The organism is Corynebacterium tuberculostearicum (assembly GCF_046097465.1).
In the GTDB taxonomy this organism is placed as follows: Bacteria; Actinomycetota; Actinomycetes; order Mycobacteriales; family Mycobacteriaceae; genus Corynebacterium; species Corynebacterium tuberculostearicum_I.
In genome coordinates, this window is sequence record NZ_CP175799.1 from 1,833,491 (window position 1) to 1,850,306 (window position 16,816).

Annotated in this window: 16 protein-coding genes; 5 read left to right on the forward strand and 11 right to left on the reverse strand. The window is 59.0% G+C overall.

Annotated elements, in window-relative coordinates:
- Position 1 precedes the first annotated feature (1 nt).
- The 7 genes from ACKFRX_RS08705 to ACKFRX_RS08735 form a co-directional block, all read right to left on the reverse strand.
- A complete protein-coding gene (locus ACKFRX_RS08705) occupies positions 2–1,537 on the reverse strand; it encodes a UDP-N-acetylmuramoyl-L-alanyl-D-glutamate--2,6-diaminopimelate ligase (protein ID WP_408927671.1) in 1,536 nt (511 codons plus the stop codon).
- Positions 1,538–1,546: 9 nt separating this feature from the next.
- On the reverse strand, positions 1,547–3,415 hold the full coding sequence (locus ACKFRX_RS08710; protein WP_408928278.1) for a peptidoglycan D,D-transpeptidase FtsI family protein: 1,869 nt from the start codon (positions 3,413–3,415) through the stop codon (positions 1,547–1,549).
- A gap of 198 nt (positions 3,416–3,613) precedes the next feature.
- Positions 3,614–4,408, reverse strand: a complete 795-nt coding sequence (locus ACKFRX_RS08715) for a hypothetical protein (RefSeq protein ID WP_408927672.1) — start codon at positions 4,406–4,408, stop codon at positions 3,614–3,616.
- On the reverse strand, positions 4,405–5,445 hold the full coding sequence (rsmH, locus tag ACKFRX_RS08720; RefSeq protein WP_408927673.1) for a 16S rRNA (cytosine(1402)-N(4))-methyltransferase RsmH: 1,041 nt from the start codon (positions 5,443–5,445) through the stop codon (positions 4,405–4,407). The genes ACKFRX_RS08715 and rsmH overlap by 4 nt, the downstream gene beginning before the upstream one ends.
- Positions 5,446–5,602: 157 nt before the next feature.
- Positions 5,603–6,037 carry a division/cell wall cluster transcriptional repressor MraZ gene (gene mraZ, locus ACKFRX_RS08725; RefSeq protein ID WP_408927674.1) on the reverse strand — a complete coding sequence of 145 codons (435 nt, stop codon included), beginning with the start codon at positions 6,035–6,037 and terminating at the stop codon, positions 5,603–5,605.
- A 450-nt stretch (positions 6,038–6,487) separates the two neighbouring features.
- Complete coding sequence (locus tag ACKFRX_RS08730) at positions 6,488–6,886, reverse strand: DUF3040 domain-containing protein (RefSeq protein WP_408927675.1); 399 nt, start codon at positions 6,884–6,886, stop codon at positions 6,488–6,490.
- Positions 6,887–6,995: 109 nt separating this feature from the next.
- Complete coding sequence (locus ACKFRX_RS08735; RefSeq protein WP_408927676.1) at positions 6,996–7,427, reverse strand: SAV_6107 family HEPN domain-containing protein; 432 nt, start codon at positions 7,425–7,427, stop codon at positions 6,996–6,998.
- A gap of 226 nt (positions 7,428–7,653) precedes the next feature.
- Here ACKFRX_RS08735 and ACKFRX_RS08740 point away from each other — a divergent pair, with 226 nt between their 5' ends.
- The 3 genes from ACKFRX_RS08740 to ACKFRX_RS08750 are packed head-to-tail and all read left to right on the forward strand — an operon-like array spanning position 7,654 to position 10,837.
- Positions 7,654–8,208: an N-acetyltransferase family protein gene (locus tag ACKFRX_RS08740; protein WP_408927677.1), complete on the forward strand. Its 555-nt coding sequence runs from the start codon at positions 7,654–7,656 to the stop codon at positions 8,206–8,208.
- A gap of 50 nt (positions 8,209–8,258) precedes the next feature.
- On the forward strand, positions 8,259–9,338 hold the full coding sequence (locus tag ACKFRX_RS08745; RefSeq protein WP_408928279.1) for a polyprenyl synthetase family protein: 1,080 nt from the start codon (positions 8,259–8,261) through the stop codon (positions 9,336–9,338).
- An 8-nt stretch (positions 9,339–9,346) separates the two neighbouring features.
- Positions 9,347–10,837 carry an alpha-(1->6)-mannopyranosyltransferase A gene (locus tag ACKFRX_RS08750; protein ID WP_408927678.1) on the forward strand — a complete coding sequence of 497 codons (1,491 nt, stop codon included), beginning with the start codon at positions 9,347–9,349 and terminating at the stop codon, positions 10,835–10,837.
- Here the strand turns inward: ACKFRX_RS08750 and ACKFRX_RS08755 are convergent.
- Complete coding sequence (locus ACKFRX_RS08755; RefSeq protein ID WP_080970387.1) at positions 10,806–11,210, reverse strand: Rv2175c family DNA-binding protein; 405 nt, start codon at positions 11,208–11,210, stop codon at positions 10,806–10,808. The two genes, ACKFRX_RS08750 and ACKFRX_RS08755, sit on opposite strands and share 32 nt — an antisense overlap.
- Positions 11,211–11,220: 10 nt before the next feature.
- Here ACKFRX_RS08755 and ACKFRX_RS08760 point away from each other — a divergent pair, with 10 nt between their 5' ends.
- Positions 11,221–12,573: a protein kinase domain-containing protein gene (locus ACKFRX_RS08760; protein WP_408927679.1), complete on the forward strand. Its 1,353-nt coding sequence runs from the start codon at positions 11,221–11,223 to the stop codon at positions 12,571–12,573.
- On the opposite strand, the gene ACKFRX_RS08765 is transcribed toward ACKFRX_RS08760, so the two are convergent.
- Together ACKFRX_RS08765 and ACKFRX_RS08770 are read right to left on the reverse strand one after the other, a co-directional pair.
- Positions 12,570–13,958: a class II 3-deoxy-7-phosphoheptulonate synthase gene (locus ACKFRX_RS08765; protein WP_250408646.1), complete on the reverse strand. Its 1,389-nt coding sequence runs from the start codon at positions 13,956–13,958 to the stop codon at positions 12,570–12,572. The two genes, ACKFRX_RS08760 and ACKFRX_RS08765, sit on opposite strands and share 4 nt — an antisense overlap.
- 44 nt (positions 13,959–14,002) lie before the next feature.
- Positions 14,003–14,512, reverse strand: a complete 510-nt coding sequence (locus tag ACKFRX_RS08770) for a polyadenylate-specific 3'-exoribonuclease AS (RefSeq protein ID WP_204611416.1) — start codon at positions 14,510–14,512, stop codon at positions 14,003–14,005.
- A gap of 74 nt (positions 14,513–14,586) precedes the next feature.
- Between ACKFRX_RS08770 and ACKFRX_RS08775 the strand changes: the two genes are divergently transcribed.
- On the forward strand, positions 14,587–15,768 hold the full coding sequence (locus tag ACKFRX_RS08775) for a glycosyltransferase 87 family protein (RefSeq protein ID WP_049377665.1): 1,182 nt from the start codon (positions 14,587–14,589) through the stop codon (positions 15,766–15,768).
- On the opposite strand, the gene ACKFRX_RS08780 is transcribed toward ACKFRX_RS08775, so the two are convergent.
- Positions 15,674–16,768, reverse strand: a complete 1,095-nt coding sequence (locus ACKFRX_RS08780; protein ID WP_053087544.1) for a hypothetical protein — start codon at positions 16,766–16,768, stop codon at positions 15,674–15,676. The two genes, ACKFRX_RS08775 and ACKFRX_RS08780, sit on opposite strands and share 95 nt — an antisense overlap.
- Positions 16,769–16,816 lie beyond the last annotated feature (48 nt).

Genomic DNA, 16,816 nt, shown 5'->3' on the forward strand with positions numbered 1-16,816 from the left:
TCTACTCCTTCGCATCCCCAAGGGTATCGCGGTGCGGGGTTCCGGCCAGCTTTTCCTCGATAGCGCGGGCCATTTCCTCGCGGTCGTCAAAGTGCAAGGTTGTGCCGTCCACGAGCTGTCCCACCTCGTGGCCCTTGCCTACGACGATGACGGCGTCGCCCGGCTCGGCCCAATCGACGACCTCATCGATGGCACGGGCGCGGGAGCCAACCTCGCGGATATCGCCCTGGGGGACGGCGTCACGTGCGCCCGCCATAACCGCCGCGCGAATGGTGGCGGGGTCCTCGGAGCGCGGGTTGTCATCGGTAACCACGGTAAGGTCAGCGCGGCTGGCTGCGGCTGCGCCCATGATTGGGCGCTTAGAGCTATCACGGTCTCCGCCGGCGCCGACGACAATGCCGACGCGGCCCTTGGTTCCCTCCAGCTGCCCGCGTAAGGTGTCGAGCACCGCGGCGATGGCCGCTGGCTTATGCGCGTAGTCCACCACGGCCACAAAGTCTTGGCCGCGGTCGATGCGCTCCATTCGGCCAGGGACTGCGACCTTCTCCACTCCCGACAGAAACTCCGCCGGATCCTCTCCTACCGCGGCGGCCATGCCGAGCGCCAAGCAAGCATTGGCGATATTGAACTCGCCAGGCAGCGGCAGCCGGAAGGTGAAATCGGCACCGTCATAATTCAGGGCTACCTCTTGGGCACCGGTGGCCTCGGTAGCGGTTTGACGTGCGCTGATCGTGGCCGAAGCGCCCTGGGTGGCAACCGTAGTCACGTTGTGGCCCGCGCTCTTGGCGACGCCGCGCATGCGCTCGCCCCACTCATCATCGATGCAGAGGACGGCCCGCTCGGCCGCCTGTTCCCCAGCGAAAAGCTTCGCCTTAGCTTGGAAGTAGTCCTCCATGGTGGGGTGAAAATCGAGGTGGTCCTGGCTCAGGTTCGTAAACCCGCCTACCGCAAACCGAGTTCCGCGCACGCGTCCCAATTCCAGCGCATGCGAGGACACTTCCATCACCACATGGGTAACGCCCTCGTTCTTCATGCGTGCGAAAAGCTCTTGCAGGGTCGGCGCCTCAGGCGTGGTGAGCGACGTCGGGACCGGGGTGCGGTTGATTCGGGTACCGGTGGTTCCGATAAGGCCCACGGAATGCCCGGCGTGGAGCAGGCCGGCCTCCAGCAGGTAGCTGGTGGTGGTCTTGCCGGAAGTGCCGGTAACGCCGATAACCGTCAGGTCGCGGGTGGGGTGGCCATAAATCTCGGCGGAAATTGGGCCGAGCACGGCACGAATATCCTCCACCACCAAAATCGGGCGGGTCTCTTGGGCCTCGGTAAGCAGGTCGAGCCCAGCGGCGTCGGTAAGCACAGCTCCAGCCTTGGTATCGCGAGCGAACTGCGCGCCGTGTACGCGCGTGCCCGGCAAGGCAGCAAAGAGCGCGCCTTCCGGCAGGCGGGAAGAATCCAGCCCGCACGCGGAGACCTCCACGGAGGCATCACCAATGACGCGCCCACCAGAAAGCTGGGCGAGAGTATCCAAAGAAACGGTCATACTAAGCTCCTATTGTGCCCGCAGGGTCAGCCGCGGTGCTGGTTTCGAAGTCGGAATATTGTCACGATTAAGTAGCCACGAGGCGATATCGCGGAAGATAGGTGCCGCCGACTGGCCGCCGCCTCCGTTGTCCTCCACGCCGGACTTAGGCTCATCCACCATGACGGCAACGACGAAGCGCGGATCATCGGCCGGCGCAATGCCGGCAAAGGTGATCCAATAGGCGGAATTCGAATACGCCCCGGTATTTGGGTCCACCTTCTGGGCTGTACCGGTCTTGCCGGAAAGCTGATAGCCCTTAAGCTGCGCGTTGCCGGCCGTACCATTTTGCATACCCGCATCATCGTCTTGGAAGACGGCGCGGAACATATCCACCGTGGTTTTGGCAGTCTCCGGGCTTACCACCTGGTTCTTTTCCGGTTCCTCTAGCTTTTCGTCCTTGCCGTCTGGCCCCTTGACCGAGTCAATGATGCGCGGCTCGATACGCTCGCCGCCATTAGCCAATGCTTGGTACACGCTGGCCATCTGCAACGTGGTCCACGACTGGCCCTGACCAATAGGCAGGTTAGCGAAGGTGCCGCCGGACCATTGCTCCAAATCTGGGACGCTGCCGGCCGATTCATTCGGCAGCTCAATACCGGTGGTATTGCCCAACCCAAACTTCTTGAGGTACTCGGCGTACTTTTCTTGGCCCAACTTATCGGCGATCATCAAGGTGCCAACGTTAGAGGATTTACCAAAGATGCCGGTGGTGGTATACGGCTCGGTGCCGTGTTCCCACGCATCATTCACCGTCACGCCCGCCATATCGATGGAACCTGGGACCTGGTGCACCTCATCCGGAGTGGTCACACCCTCCTGCAGTGCAGCAGCCGCGGTAACCACCTTCGCTACAGACCCCGGCTCATAAGGATGGGAGACGCTGCGGTTTTCAAAGTCCTTGCCTTCATCGAGCTGATCCTCAACATTCTTATTGGGATCCACTGTATCCGTATTTGCCATGGCAAGGACCTGGCCGGTTGCAGCATCGAGGACCACTGCTTCTGCACCGGAAGCCTTGGAGTTGGCCTTAGCCTTTTCCAGCTTTTGCTGAACGTAGGTCTGCAGGTCCAGATCCAAAGTGAGGGTGACGTCGCGACCATCAACGGTATCCACGACGTCACGCAACGTGCCCGGGATCACCTGGCCATCTGCGGATACGTCCTCGGTGGACTGGCCGTCAATGCCAGTAAGTTCCGTATCCCGCGCGGCCTCGAAACCGAACTGTCCATGGCCATCCATCGACACCTTGCCCACAACGTTTTCACCAATGGCGCCGTTGGGGTACTGGCGGATATCTTGGCGGTCCGCTGCCACTCCGTGGTACTTATTGGCGATCTCTACGGCAACATCCGGATCGACATTGCGCACCAGTACCTCATACTGGGTATCGGCTTTGAGCTTATTGAGGATGTCGTCCTTATCCACCTTGGAGGTCGAGGCGCCGGAATCCTCAATCAGCTTCGGGATTCCCTCAGACATGTCCTTGAGGGTCTCCTCCATCTTCTTGGTAAGGAAGCTATCCAGCTTCTTATCATCCATGCCCTCCGTCGAGCCATCTTTTTGGGCCTCGATCTCGGCCTTGTCTTTTAGCTCATCGCGCAGTCGGGTCGGCGAGACGGTCAAGGAACGAGACTTCATCGTGTAGGCCAAGCGCTGGCCATCACGGTCTAAGATCTCTCCCCTACGGGCCGGCTCAATATAGACGCGCTCACGCTGGGTGACGGCTTGGGCGGAAAGGTCTGGGCCCCACACAAGCTGTACCCAGGCTAAGCGGCCAGCGAGGACGACCATCGCCACGAGCACCACGGATACGATGATGCGCAGGCGTTTGCGCATCATTTTCTTTTGCGGCACCGCGGAGCTGGCAGAGCGGCGCGGGCGGCGCCTAGCCTTACTTGGCGTAGTCACAGTCCAGTGTCACCTTCCCTATTTCCGCCACAATTTCTTGCGTGTATTGATTGTGCCCTACAAAAGTGAGAATGCCCGCGCCACCACGCGCGAGCATCATCTTTTTCACCGATTATTCTTCCCTAGCTATTCGGCGCGGCTAGCATACGGCGCACGGGCGGGAAGGTTGGGTCGCGCATTGTCCTGGGCGGCACCAGCAGCGCCGGTCTCACGGTCGGAATTACGGTCGGCATCGCCACCATGGCTGGTGCGCTGCTGTCCCTGTGGCACGGCATTGAGGGAATCCGACATCCCCTCCGTATCCTTTGGGTCGCTGGAAGCCTGGCCCGGGCGGATTGGTTCACCGTTGACATCAATGAGCTTTTCGGTATCCGGGGTGCCTTCGCGCTTGTCGACGATCTTTCCATCCCCGCCAACTTCCGCAATGCCCGGCTGCTTAGGAATAGCCATTCCCATTTCGTCCGCGCGGCGCGCAATATCAGCAGAAGAGCTGAGATTCTCTGCATCGCGGTTGAGGGTCTCAATCTGGTTATCCAGTTGGGAATCCTGCACGGTCAGCTCTTGGATGGCAAAGGTTTGCTTGGTAGACAGACCGGACAGCCACATGGCCAAGGCCACACCGACGATAAGCAGCGTAAGGGAAATGACGCCCAACCGGGTAAGGAGGCCGTTCTTCTTCGTCTGCGGCTGCAGCTGACGGCCACGGAAGCTCACTACCTGCTTCGAACCCAGGCGCTTCGTGCTGCGGTGCGGCACCCGAGTGCGGCTCGGGGCACGCTTAGTGCTGGGACGCTCGCGCAGCGCCGTCGGGGCTCCGGTATCGATTCCGGTGGTGAAGTCTCGGCTGGCGCCCATGGTGCGAGTGGCCTCTCTGTCGCGGCTGTCAGTCTTTAGGTGGTTGCGGCGTGGGATGGTGCTCATTGCCTGCCTCCCGGCGGTAGAAATTCTGGCATTCCCTCGAGTCTTTCGATGGCACGAACACGCACCGACGCGGCTCGCGAATTTTCCGCGATTTCCTCTTCAGAGGCCTTTTCCGCCCCGCGCGTAACGATCTTGAACTTCGGCGCGGTGCCCGGCAGGTCCATCGGCAACCCAGCCGGCGTCTTGGAAGTGGTCAGTTCTTTGAAGGCTGCTTTAACGATGCGGTCTTCCAAAGATTGGTAGCTCATGAATACGGCACGGCCGCCTTCCGAAAGCGCCTGGGTTATGACCGGCAGGACATTTTCGATAGCTTCCAACTCGCGATTGACCTCAACCCGCAGCGCCTGGAAGGTGCGCTTGGCGGGGTGCCCTCCGGTACGGCGGGTCGCAGCGGGAATGACATCATAAAGTAGCTCAACGAGCCGCGCGGAGTTGACGAAAGGCTCCTTGTCACGCTCCCTCAACACGGCGGAGGCAATTTTCCCAGCGAAGCGCTCATCGCCATAGGTCTTGAGGACCCGCGCTAAGTCACCGTGCGAATAGGTATTGAGTACATCCGCCGCGGTAATCCCTTGCGAAGGATCCATGCGCATATCTAGCGGCGCATCCGCCTTATAAGCAAACCCGCGGTCAGCTTGGTCTAGCTGCATCGAGGAAACACCAAGGTCAAAGAGAGCGCCGGCAATGCCTACGGTGCGAGCCGAATCAAAGATGTCGCCGTCACCTTCCGCGATGGCGCTGCCCAGCTCATCGAATCGTGCATTAACGCCGACGAAGCGATCGCCATAGGGCGCAAGACGTTCGGATGCATTGCGCAGCGCCTGCTTATCGCGGTCGACGCCAATGACCCGCGCCTCGGGAAAAGATTCCAGGAAGTAGCGGGTGTGGCCGCCGGCGCCCAGGGTGGCGTCAACAAGCACGGCCTCATCCCCCGCCGCTTCAACTTGGGGGCGTAGGAGATCGGCCATGCGCTCGCGCATGACTGGTACGTGGCCGTGGTTTTCGGCCACGTCATAATTTAGGTCTTTGGTAGCCATGTCTCCCCGCAACCCCCTTTCTCAAATTCCTGACTTCCAGTGGTGGAAAGCATGCGAGTGCGTATAGGGCCCTGTCCGAGGCAGGTTTCTGATATCGGGGAAGTACACCAGAATCATCCGCCTCGGACAGAGTCCTTACACGCACTCTTGTACAGGCTTAGAGCAAGCCCGCCAGTACGTCATCGGCATCTGCTGCCGAATAAGCATCTTCAGTTTGCGACTGGTACTCAGCCCACGCGGCTGCGTCCCAAATTTCGAGAAAGTCCACAGAGCCAACCACAACGCACTCCTTGGACAAGTTGGCGTATTCCCGATGCCCCGCGGACAACGTAATGCGCCCATGCCCGTCCAGCCGTTGTTCGTCCGCACTTGCTGCCAAGTTACGGATAAAAGCACGTGCTTCTGGGTTGGTTCGAGAAACCGCCGCAGCCTTCCGTGCGCGTGCCGCAAATTCCTCCCGCGGGTACACGGCCAGCGAGTGGTCCTGCCCCTTGGTGACCATGAGGCCACCCGCGAGTTCATCGCGAAACTTTGCCGGAAGCGTAAGACGTCCCTTGTCATCGAGCTTCGGAGTGTAGGTTCCGAGAAACATCCCGGCGTCCACCTTCCTTACTCGAAAACTCCGGATTCTCTTACTTCAGAATCGAGACCCTTGAGCCCCTCTTTCCTCCGCTGCGCCCCACTCTACCCCACTTTCCCCCACCTAACCCACTTAAAGCGGCGTGTCCCTCGGATCGATCTCGATTACTTGCAGCTAGATAATGGTTTTTCCAGTGGGAAGAAATCCCACGAAAGGTCTTGACAGCCCGCTGCAATCACCCCACTCGCCCCACCCGCAACACCAACATAATGAGCCCCAATCCACACTCCAACCCCATATGCTGTGTTATCGAGGACTTTTAACTAAGTCCATGGGGTAGTTACCCCACCAGTTCCCACCTAGCACCCTTTCCGTGGGGCAAAGTGGGGAATTTTGGCGCGGCACAAAAATCCCCGGTTGACCCTCACTGGGCCAACCGGGGTGAACCACATCAATAAAGCGTTAACGCTCCTCAAAGCGGCGACGGAAGTTTTCCTCCAACTTGCCGCTGACTCCACCACTGCGAGACGCGGGCTTCTTTGCCCGGGCACCGGAGTAACGGCTCTGTACAGAGTGACCGGAGCCATCTCCGCGCAGCATCCACACACCAGCGCCAAACATCACCAAAAAGCCCGCGATAGAAAGCGCAATAAACCACAGGCTTTGCTGCGCAAGAGCAACACCACCAATAAGCATGCACAGCCCAACGACGACGAGCGCTATACCCCGAAGGGTTACCGCACCGCCAGATCCGCCGAACGACGTAGGCTCAGAAACGGAAGCGCCAAACTTAGGATCGTCAGCGAGTAACGATTCCTCAATTTCACGGAGCGTGCGCTGCTCCTGCTCGGAAAGGGACACTGTTCCTCCAACTAGGGATTGAGCTTCGGGCGGTAATAGTTCTATCTATACTAACGCCCAGAATAATCAGTATGTTCCCCAAAAGGTAGTGAGCGCCCCCACGGAGTGACTACGCAGCAAAAGAGCCGAAAGTAGTCCCTGCCTCACTTTCGTCCAAAAATTGTGCGGCATGCTGCATGAGGCCATAAACATATTCCTCGCTCGGCGCTTCATCCAGCCCCGAAGACACGCGCGCACGAGTCCGCGAATATCCCTTAAAGGATTCAGCCCACCGCTTATCTTCCACACCCACGAGCGCTAACCGATCCCATGCACTGGAGGGAAGGCGGCGGCGCCGAGCCACGACAGATGCAGCTACCCGTGCGCCAGCAGTACGTAGAGCCGATTGGTACGCCACCTCTAAGGCTTGATCGAATCGCCCCTCAGCCGCATAACCGCGCGCAGCGTCTAATAATTCTCGTGCTTGGAAGAGAAATCGTGCCCGCTTGCCGCTTTCTCGCTCAAGAGAACGAGTACGCGTTGCCGAAATAATCTGTGCCATTGTTTTGTCCTTAGCTAAATAAATAACGTCGTTGAACTGCCCCCGACCCTAAGCAAGCCGCCAGACATTTCACGGTTGATAATAGTTCACGTGTTCGATTCAATCAATACTAATTGCAGGCCAAAGATTAACTGCAGCCCTCTTGTTCGATTCGCTCTTGCGGCTTTCAAAGAACGGAGTGGGCCTCGCTTTCCTTCCCCTACAGACATCTGGTGTCATAGGAAGTGTGAGCTTTGAAATTCGCCGCCTAACCCCGCCGGAATTCTCCCTGTTAGCCCCGCAGTTGGTTGAAATCTACATCGAGGCAATGCACTACAATCCCGCGATCTTGCATAGCCGCATTTCAAGCTGGCGAAATGACGTGACCCGCCCCGGATTCAGCGCGCAGATTGTCACCCATGACAATGGCATCGTCGGCGTGGCCTATGGGTTCTTAGGCTCCCCGGACAGCTGGTGGGACGCTGAGCTTCGCCGGGGGCTCCGACTACAGGGCGGGCCCACCGAAGAGCAGTGGGACATTGTGCGCAACTACTTTGAGTTGGCAGAGATCCACGTCTTGCCGCAGTACCAGGGGCACGGACTAGGCAGAAAACTATTAGAGGGATTGCTATGGAATGCCCCGGCGCGCTACGCACTGTTGTCCACACCCGAGGTGCCGAACGAGGATAACGGTGCCTTCCGCCTCTATAGAGCCGCCGGCTTCTTCGATGTCCTCCGTGGTCATCTCTACCCAGCCGATGCCCGCCCCTTTGCCATATTGGGGGCGAGCCTGCCGCTGTAAACCTCTGTTATTTCTTGCGCAGCCTAGCCGGTATCGTGTGGGGTGTGACTATGCAGAATATTCCTGAGCTTGCGGAAATCCCCGGTGCGGTGCGCGAGGAACTCGCCACCTTCCTTGATCAACGCCGAGAGCAGGTGGCGGAAATTGGTGCCCCGGTAACCAAGGCCGTGAGCTTTTTGGAATCCTTCGTGCTTGACGGCGGCAAGCGAGTGCGCCCTACCTATGCTTGGGCGGGCTACCTTGCTGCAGGTCGAGGAGAAGAAGATCCCGCGGCTATGCTCCGCGCGGCCGCCTCTTTGGAATTTATCCAGGCCTGCGCTCTTATCCACGATGATATTATCGATGCTTCAAATACCCGTCGCGGCAATCCTACGGTGCACCGGGGCGTCGAAAAGCTGCACCGCGAATCGGAATACTTGGGGGATCCAGAGTTCTTCGGCACCTCCGTAGCAATCTTGGTGGGCGATTTAGCTCTTGTGTATGCAGAAGACATGTTCCAAGATTCCGGCCTGAGCGCGGCCGCTTTGCACCGTGCTCGCAGCCCGTGGCGCGGCATGCGCACTGAGGTTATCGGTGGACAGCTCTTGGATATCTCTTTGGAGGCGGCAGGTTCCGAATCAGTAGAGCTTGCCAATTCCGTCAACCGCTATAAGACCGCCGCTTATACCATTGAACGCCCGCTGCACTTGGGCGCCGCCATCGCCGGTGCGAGCGAGGAACTTATCGCAGCCTTCCGCGGCTATGGGCACGATATTGGCATTGCCTACCAGTTGCGCGACGATCAGCTGGGTGTTTTTGGCGATCCCGCGGTAACCGGCAAACCTGCCGGTGATGACCTGCGCGAAGGCAAGCGAACCGAACTCTTAGCGCTAGCGCTCCAGCGCGCGGATGAGTCTGATCCACAAGCTGCTGCTACCTTGCGCAAGCTCATTGGCCGCACCTCAGATCCCCAGGAGCTATCGCGCTTGGCCCAGATCATCGCTGATTCGGGCGCACCAGAAGAGATTGAGCGCCGCATCGATGCCCTAACGCAATCGGGCCTGCAGCACCTGCGCGCCGCACAGGTGGATCCCACGGTCACCGAAACCCTAGAGCAGTTGGCTATCAAGGCTACTGCTCGCCGCAAGTAGGTTGTGCCGTGGCAAAGACGTACTCTTTTCCCATTCCACGCGCGCTGCCGCTAGGGCTATCAGCCTCCTGCATTTTGCTGCTCGCGTCCTTCTCTGGCGGCGCCACCCGCAACCGTGGAGGACTCCTCGAAGCATTAAATATTGGCTTCTTGTCCTATGGGCACGGGCGCAATCTCGGCCTCGCGCTGTACTGGGTGGGTATTTTCCTCCTAGCCGCGGCGTGGGTGCTAGCTGGGCGCACTATCATTCGCCCACAGCTCAAAAATCCTCTCCCCGAGGGCGGCTTGCGCGACATCCAGCGCATTCTCATCGCCTGGGTAGCTCCCCTTTTATTAGCCGGACCATTGGCCTCACGCGATGTGTATTCCTACCTTATGCAAGGTGCAATGGTTCGCGATGGCTTCGATCCGTATACCGAAGGTGCCGCCGTTAACCCCGGCCCCTTCCTCCTTGAGGTATCACAAGATTGGCGCAATACCACCACACCTTATGGTCCCCTTCACCTGTGGATAGGAGAACTGGTCACCAGCCTGGTAGGAGATAACGTCACTGCAGGCGTGGTGATCTATAAGGTTCTTTCTCTGCTTGGGTTTGTTACCATCGCTTGGTCAATCCCCCGCATCGCCCGCAAACTCGGTGCTGATCCGGCGGTAGCACTGTGGCTTGGTGTAGCTAATCCAGTTATTATCTTGCACCTTATCGGCGGCATGCATAATGAGTCGCTCATGGTGGGGCTCGTGTCTATCGGCCTGCTAGCGGCATTGCATCAGCGCTTCCACGCCGCCCTCCTCCTCGTGGGCACGGCCGTGGCTATGAAGGCAACTGCGGTTATTGCGGCACCGTTTATCGTATGGATGATGCTCCACCACTACGCTCCCAAGGGCTCCAGTAAGTGGCGACAACTTGCTGTCTTTGTGCTATCTGGCATCGCCGCAGTGACAGAAATCATCGCCGCAGTAGCCCTCATCACGTGGGTTTCCGGCACGTCATGGGGCTGGCTATCGCAGGTAAGCGGCAATTCCAAGGTGATTAACCCGCTGGCAGGTCCCACCTTGGCCACCGATATTATCTTCCCAGCGGTACAAATATTTATGCCGGATGCGTCCTATAACGCCATCCTGGCCGTCCTGCGCAGCATCGCCATGGCCTGCATGCTCATTGGGCTGGTGGCGGTGTGGTGGCTTTGCCGCAAGGACAACCGCGACGCCATTATGGGCACCGCGGCCGCGTACCAAGTTGCCTTTGTTTTCAACGCCGTGACCCTACCGTGGTACTACGCCTCTATCTTTACCCTGATGGGCACCTTCCGGCCGCCGCTCTGGCTCATCAAATTCACCACCGGCGTGGCCCTGTTTATTGGCGTCTCTTTCTCCGGCGATGGCAATCACCAGCTCTACAACTGGTTCTGGGTGATCGGCATGATTGTGGTGGCGTGGTTTGCCACCCAGTGGATCTTTGAAGGCGTGCCTAAAAAGCGGCAGCCTGCGCGCGGCGAATAACCTCGCGGGCAAGGTGACCGTGCAGGGCATCGATCGGGCGGCCCGGCAGCGAGTCATCCTCGGTAAAGAGATGCTTGAAGATTTCGTCGTCCTTATAGCCGCCGTCTGTCAACACGGTAATTGCGGCAGTTACATGCTTGGCAATCACACCCTTGTCGTTGAAGAAGGCCAGAGGTACGCGCTTTCCTTCTGGGGAATCCCAGGCAATGAACTTTCGGTCCTGGAGCAGGTCATAAGCGCGCGTGATGGGTAGGTCTAGCTTTTCTGCCACCTGCTGCATGCTGAGTAGTTCTTCGTTAGCGAGCAAGGAATCGAGGGATTTTTCTTGGTTAGTCACGTTTTCTACTTTAACGCGGGCTAGATGATCGGCCATACTGGGAAGCATGACTAGGTTGGAAATTGGTGACGTTCTGGAGAATCGTTACCGGATCGATCGCCCCATTGCCCGCGGTGGCATGTCTACCGTCTATCGCTGCGTGGACATGCGGCTGGGGCGAGCGGTCGCGGCCAAGGTCATGGACGAGCGCTATTCCGATGACCCGGTCTTTATCAAGCGTTTTTCTCGCGAGGCTCGCGCCATGGCCCGCCTGCAGCATCCCAATCTCGTAGCTATTCACGATTTTTCCGCCGACGGCGAGCCCATTTATCTCATCATGGAGCTCATCGACGGCGGTACGCTACGCGAGCTACTGGCCGAGGGCGGCCCCTTTCCGGTGCAGGCGGCCACCTCTACCCTGCGCAATGTGCTGCGCGGCTTGGAAGAGGTGCACTCGACCGGGCTCATCCACCGCGACATCAAGCCCGATAATGTGCTTATTACCTCCCACCACCGGGTAAAGGTGGGCGATTTTGGGCTGGTGCGTGCCACCAATGCCGAGGCTACCTCGGACATGATTGTGGGCACCGTATCCTACCTCGCCCCGGAGCAGGTCACGGGCGAAGAAATTACGCCAGCCTCTGATGTCTATTCAGCCGGCATTGTCCTCTTCGAGCTTCTTACCGGCACCGTTCCTTTTTCGGGGGATACTCCCCTGGCGCACGCCACTGCCCGCTTGGATTCCGACGTCCCCGCGCCGTCCTCGCGGATTTCTGGGGTGCCCAAGCTTGTCGACGCCCTCGTGGCCACCGCCACCGCCCGCGATCCCCGCGAGCGCTTCGCCGACGCCGGAGAATTCCTCGAGGCGCTCGATGATGTCTGCCGGGAGCTCGATCTTCCGGACGTGACCATCCCCGTGCCAAGGAACGCTGCCGCGGCGCGCACGGCACAAGCACCCACGGATTTTTCTGGCACTGGGGCCACGGAAATTTTCGAACCCACCCGCAGCATTCCTCAGGGCGAAACGGAGCATCTCGACGGCGGCCCGACTGAAGTCATCCCGCCGCAGCGCCTTAGCTTTGAGACGAAACTGGATTTGCCACAGGCCGGGGCCGCTCCTGAACCGGAGCCGCAACCATTGTCACAACCCCAGGCACAGCCGTATTCCGCGTCCGAGCCCCCACTCGAACCATTTGCGCCGGCAGCTGCCTCTGCGCCTGCACCGGTACCTGCTCCTGTCCCCGAGCAGCCGGTCCAGAGCGCGCATGAAGAACCCGCCGAGCGTCCGCTGACCAACCGCAATCCGCTGTCACTAGTGCTGTACTTAGTAGTGGTCGCGATTGCGGTGGGCGCGGTGGCTATCGGCGGGTGGTGGTTCGGCTCCTCGCTCTACGGCGCGACGCCGCACCTGTGGATTTAGTTACGTAGCATCTCCGCGATAAGGAAGGACAGCTCGAGCGACTGCTGAGTATTAAGGCGCGGATCCACGGCCGACTCGTAGCGGCCCGGCAGATCCACGTCGGTAATGTCCTCGGCGCCGCCCAAGCACTCGGTGACGTCTTCACCGGTGAACTCAAGGTGTACGCCACCCGGGTGGGTACCCAGTTCGCGGTGAACCTCGAAGAAGCCTTGGACCTCATCCACGATCTTGTCAAAGTGGCGAGTCTTGTAGCCATTAGAAGCGGTGAAGGTATTGCCGTGCATCGGGTCGGACTGCCATACCACCTTGTGGCCGGAGTCTTCCACTGCCTTGACAATGGCAGGCAGAACCGTGCGCACCTTATCGTGTCCCATGCGCGAAATCATGGTCAGGCGGCCTGGCTCGCGATTCGGGTCCAGCCTTTCCGCGTACTCCACGGCCTGCTCCGGGGTGACGCCCGGCCCCAGCTTGATGCCCACTGGGTTACCAATCATCGCCGCAAAGTTCACGTGGAAATCTTCGATGCCACGAGTGCGCTCACCAATCCACACCTGGTGTGCAGAGAGATCGTAAAGCTTGGTATCGCCGTTATTGTCCTGGCCCAAGCGCAGCATGGAGCGCTCGTAGTCCTTCAGCAATGCCTCGTGCGAGCAGTAGATATCGGCCGAGCGCAGGGTGTCATCGTGCACGCCACAGGCATTCATGAAGTTCAAGCCGTTTTCGATCTCCCGGGCCAAGTCCTGGTAGCGGGCACCAGCGCGGGAATTGCGCACGAACTCGCGGTTCCACTCATGCAGGCGGTAGAGATCCGCAGTGCCGGAAGAGGTCAAAGAACGCACGAGGTTCATTGCCGCCGAAGAGTTCGCGTAAGCGCGGATCATTCGGGCTGGGTCGTGGCGACGAGCCTCATCGGTCGGCTCCACGGCGTTGACAATGTCACCGCGGTAGTTCAGCAAACCATTGGAGTCCGTATCGGAAGAACGTGGCTTGGCGTACTGGCCAGCGATGCGGCCGAGTTTAACCACGGGAACGGATGCGCCATAGGTCAACACCACGGCCATCTGCAGCAGCGTTTTCACATTGCCACGGATATGCGGCTCAGTATTGGACTCAAAGGTCTCCGCGCAATCGCCACCCTGCAGCAAAAAGGCGTTACCCAAGGCAACGTCTGCCAGCTTCTTCTTGAGCGCCTCGATCTCGGGCGCAACCACGATGGGCGGCACGGACTCGAGAATCTTGCGCACGTTATCGGCCTGGGAAGTATCCCAGCTGGGCTGCTGCTTTGCGTCACGCTTGATGACGTCCTGGAAGACCTCGTCGATGCCGGCGGGCAATGGCGGAAGGTCTGGCAGAACGCCTTGCGGAATATCTACTGTCCAACTCACACTGCTATTTAACCATCAAGCGCCTATCGCGAGTTAGTTAAATTCTAGATATTAATTCTATTACCCTTAGACAGCGGAAGCACCTGGGCGCAGGCTCGGAACTTGGCGAGGTTATGGCGGGCGTCGACAAGCGCATCGTGATTGCCCTTAGGCACGGCCGGCAGGCTGGGACGCCCCGCAAACTCCCAATACTGCTTCAGCTCGCGGGTATAGCGTGGCATGCGCTTTGGCAGTCCGGCCATATCGCCCCACAGCTGCGCCAAAACCACATGATCATAGGCGCCCACCCACGCCCACAGCTCTACCGGAGTTGAGCTCTGGGTCAGGAACTCGAAGACCTCCGCGCGAATGGTCTCCAGAGGCTTCCATACTGGGTCCCGCGGGCTGGGCAGCTTGGCCAGTACATTGTCTTTGACCCAAGAATTGGCCTTGGACGGATCGAAATCCGTAGACACGGCGTAGTACTCGCTGCCATTCTCACCGACGATGCCGATGGAGACCAATTCAATGGTTTGTCCATCTTCGATAAATTCGGTGTCATAGAAGTAGCGCACGTCTCCCAAGCCTAGTGCCGCCTAGTCTGCGGCGATAAATTGGCCCCTTAAAGAGACGGTTGTAGACTTCTGGCGTGAAGAAATCTTTGTGGTTTACTGCTTTGCCCTTGTGCCTCTCTGCCCTCGTGGCCCTTTGGTGGCTCATTGATATTCCGGAGCTTTTCTCCGGCCATTTTTCCACGTATTACCACATTGACCTGGACGTTTACCGCGAAGGCGGGGCCGGCTTTGGCAGCGACCTCTATTCCAAGGACTACCTCGTTGGCAGCAATCGCGATGTCTCTCTTCCCTTCACCTATCCGCCCTTTGCGGCGCTGCTCTTTGCCCCACTGAGCTGGATTCCCCTCACTGCTGCAAGCATCCTGGTTTCTATCGCCTCCTTTCTTGCGCTGTGGGGCTGCATAGCCTTGGTTCTGCGCGCCGTTGATTGCCCTGGCTGGGCAGGCTGGGCGCTGCTAGCGGCAATGCTTACGGAGCCGGTAACGGAGACCTTTAGCTTCGGGCAGGTCAACATCCTGCTCACCGCACTCGTCGTGGTCGATATCCTCTGGCTGCGCCCCGGACGCGGCAGGGGCGTGCTTACCGGCATCGCTATGGCGATCAAGCTCACCCCTGCGGTATTTCTCGCCGTATTTTTCGTCCGCCGCGAATGGCGCGCATTTTTCAGCGCCCTGGGTTCCTTTCTGGCAGCTGGGCTCATCGCCTTCGCCTGCAATCCGCATAGCTCCATCCAGTACTGGAGCGAAACGCTGCGCGATTCCAACCGCATAGGTGGACTTGCCTATAGCTCCAACCAATCCCTGCGCGGTTTCTTTAGCCGCCTAGTCCCCGAACACGCTGAAAAGCTGTGGCTTGTAGCCGTAGTCCTCGTCGTTGCCATCGTGTGGTTTGCTATGGAGCGCCTCTCCCACGAGAACCAGGCGGTACTCATGCTGCTGGCCGCTTCAGTATCGCTCCTGTGCTCGCCGGTGTCATGGTCACACCACTTCACCTGGCTAGTATTGGCGGGCGTGCTGCTAGTGGCGCGGCGCCACTGGGCGCTCGGGGCGCTGACGTGGCTGGCGCTTTTGGCCCGCGGCCATTGGCTCGTCCCCCATGCCAATGACCAAGAGCTGAACTGGGCATGGTGGCAGCACATTGTGGGCAATGACTACGCCATCGTTACCGCTCTGCTGGTTCTTTGCTCGCTACCATTGGCTCTACGACGGGCCGGCGCTTATCAATCCGCGGCGGAACCAGCGTCCAGCCAAGGATAGGGACCTTCCCGAGGACCCAGAGCGCTACCGACGCCGCAGCGGAGTAGAAGAAGCACATTCCGATCCAGAACCAGGTGTTTTCCATCGGCCACTGGCCAGCAAGGCTCACCACATAATCGCGGTGGGCCATGAAGAAGCCGTACCCCAGCGTCATGCCGATTGGGTGGGCCAAGTAGATGGGCAGGGTATGCCGGCCCACGAACTTTACAAAAGTGGACAGAGCCGGAACATGGCTAATAAGCACAGCACCAACGATGCCCGCTGGGGTTTCAAGTGTCTGCTCCGCAAAGCGGATCAACAGGTCTAGATCGCCTCGGCCAAGAATGTCCCCGCCTGGCAGAGGCCACTGCACCGCTACCTCGCCTTCGACGGCATTCCAGGTGTGCCGAATGGTAAGTCCCGCGATGTAGCTGATGATTGCCGCGCCATATGCCCACATAGAGCCCTTGCGGAAGGTGCCTTTAAAGGGTGCTTCGGCGGCGTCGGCAAACCGCGTAATAGGCCCGCGGAGATAGGCTGCACCGACGAAGATGGGCAAGAACATGATTGCCTTGCCAATAAAGTAATAATGATCCTGCCACGCTATAAACAGCAGCGGTGCAAAGCTCAGGCCAATGCCTGCCCACGCGGGCAACTTGCGTACGGCCCACAAAAATATATTGAAAAAGATAAGCGCGTGAATGAACCACGCCATGGTATGGCCCAGCAGCAGGTTATAGAGCAGATCCGTAAGCTGCAGATAAGGATCACCAAATACCCAGTGGTACTCGATGCGCTTAGTCCACAGCTCAACGGTCATCCACACCGTATAGGGCACGAGAAAAAACCAAAGGCGGCGGGTAAAAAGCTCGCTGAAAGAATAGCGAAAGATCTTGGTAGAGAAATAGCCGGATACGAGGAAAAACAAGGGTAGGCGGAGCGGGTCCAGCCACATGTTTAGGTCAGCCAACCACGTTAGCTCACCTTCCGGAACCACCAGCGTGACGTGCAAGAGCACCACGCCGATAATGGATACGCCTTTAGCGGTATCTGGCCAAGCTAAGCGGGC

Bases quoted from the DNA above. Each gene is read 5' to 3' on its own strand.
- ACKFRX_RS08705 (WP_408927671.1), bottom strand. From the start codon at position 1,537: ATGACCGTTTCTTTGGATACTCTCGCCCAGCTTTCTGGTGGGCGCGTC.
- ACKFRX_RS08710 (WP_408928278.1), bottom strand. From the start codon at position 3,415: ATGCGCAAACGCCTGCGCATCATCGTATCCGTGGTGCTCGTGGCGATG.
- ACKFRX_RS08715 (WP_408927672.1), bottom strand. From the start codon at position 4,408: ATGAGCACCATCCCACGCCGCAACCACCTAAAGACTGACAGCCGCGAC.
- rsmH (WP_408927673.1), bottom strand. From the start codon at position 5,445: ATGGCTACCAAAGACCTAAATTATGACGTGGCCGAAAACCACGGCCAC.
- mraZ (WP_408927674.1), bottom strand. From the start codon at position 6,037: ATGTTTCTCGGAACCTACACTCCGAAGCTCGATGACAAGGGACGTCTT.
- ACKFRX_RS08735 (WP_408927676.1), bottom strand. From the start codon at position 7,427: ATGGCACAGATTATTTCGGCAACGCGTACTCGTTCTCTTGAGCGAGAA.
- ACKFRX_RS08745 (WP_408928279.1), top strand. From the start codon at position 8,259: ATGCAGAATATTCCTGAGCTTGCGGAAATCCCCGGTGCGGTGCGCGAG.
- ACKFRX_RS08755 (WP_080970387.1), bottom strand. From the start codon at position 11,210: ATGGCCGATCATCTAGCCCGCGTTAAAGTAGAAAACGTGACTAACCAA.
- ACKFRX_RS08760 (WP_408927679.1), top strand. From the start codon at position 11,221: ATGACTAGGTTGGAAATTGGTGACGTTCTGGAGAATCGTTACCGGATC.